Here is a 1,608-nt window from a genome sequence, read left to right as displayed (position 1 = left end):
GGCGCTGGCGGGGGTGCCGGTGGGGCCGGCGGAGTGGGCGGCCTAGGCGGTGTTGACAGTCATGGCAACGGCCTTGCCGGCGGCAACGGTGGGACCGGCGGCACCGGCGGGGCTGGCGGTACCGGTGGCGCTGGCGGTGTGAGTACCAGCGGCACCAATGGCGCGCAGGGCGCTGGCGGTGATGGTGGCGCCGGTGGCACTGGCGGTTCCGGCGGGAACAGCGGTACTCCCACCGGCAGCGGGACTGCCGGGACGCCTGGCACTGGTGGTGCGGGCGCTACCGGTGGTGCGGGTGGTGCGGGTAATCCCGCTGGCAGCATGGGTGCTACGGGTGCTGCCGGGGCTAATGGCCAGCCGGGGTAGTAGGGCCAGGGATGAGGATCACGGTCGCTGGGCCCCGGGAAGGTTCAGCGGCCGTGATCGCATCGGGGCGCGTCGAGATCTCCCACAGCCGAGGACCGTGACGCTGAGCGTGGACACGTTGGTGGAGTTGTTGCGTCAGCAGGCCGCCCAGTGTGGGGAGAAGACCGCATTCAGCTACTCCTATTACGGCGATGGCCGAAGCAGCGTTTCGTTGTCGTATCGGGAGTTGGATACTCGGGCGCGGGCGATCGGAGCGGCCCTGCAGGAGCGGGGTGCTGCCGGGTCGCGGGTGCTGGTGGTGTGTGGTGCCGGATTAGACGGCATCGCCGGCATTTTCGGGTGTTGGTATGCCGGGGCGGTCGCGGTACCAGTCGGCGAGCAGGTAGGGCCGCGCCTGGTGTCGGTGATCGCTGATGTGCGGCCGGGTTTCGTGGTGGCGGGCCCCCAGGTGCCGGCCAGTGTTCGGTTGGCGGTGGACACGGTGGCCGAACGAACCGGTGCACGACCACTGGTGTGGTGTAGCAGCGAGGACGGCGACGCCGCGGGGTGGGTGGCGCCGGCGATCGACGCGGACAGTGTCGCGGCCATCCATTACCGGACCGGGTCGTCGTCCTGCCCGAGGGGTGTGGTGGTGACTCATGAGCAGGTGCTGACCAATCTGGAGGCCATCGCTGCAGCGGGGTGGGGTGATGACCGGGATGTGGTGGTGTCGTGGCTGCCGGTGCATCACGAGCGGGGCCTGATCGCAGGCGTGCTGGCCGGGATTTATCGGGGCGCCACCACGGTGTTGATGGCCCAGTCGGCGTTTGTTGCCCGGCCGTTGTGCTGGTTGGAGGCGATCTCGCGGTGGCGGGCCACCGTCACGATGGCCCCCGATCTCGCCTACCGAGTGTGCGTGCAGCGCAGCACCCGAGCCCAGCGGGAAGCCCTGGATGTGTCGAGCCTGGCCACGGCGGTGATCACCGGGACGCAGCCGGCGCGGGCCGCCACCCTGACGGCGTTCACGGACGCGTTCGCCCCGGCGGGCTTTCGGCCGCAGGCTTTTGCGCCGGTGTACGGATTGGCCGAGGCCACGCTGTTGGTGTCGGGCGGTTCGCAATCTGAGGTACCGGAAGTGCTTGATGTTGACCGGGCTGGGTTGGCCTCGGGGTGGGCTCTGGACTGCGTCCCGGGGGATCGGGATGCGGTCGCGGTGGTGGGCTGTGGGCTTCCCCGTCAGCAGGTGGTGATCGTCGACCCCGATAC

1 protein-coding gene is annotated in these 1,608 nt (G+C 70.0%); it reads left to right on the top strand.

The window, feature by feature from the left end; genetic code table 11:
* Positions 1 to 157 precede the first annotated feature (157 nt).
* Positions 158 to 1,608 (top strand): AMP-binding protein (locus tag BN4346_RS46720; protein ID WP_154677693.1); only part of this gene is annotated, 1,451 nt, incomplete at its 3' end.

Origin of the sequence: Mycolicibacter icosiumassiliensis (assembly GCF_900078685.2) — a bacterium.
Classification (GTDB): Bacteria; Actinomycetota; Actinomycetes; order Mycobacteriales; family Mycobacteriaceae; genus Mycobacterium; species Mycobacterium icosiumassiliensis.
This window is presented reverse-complemented; position numbering and strand designations above follow the sequence as displayed.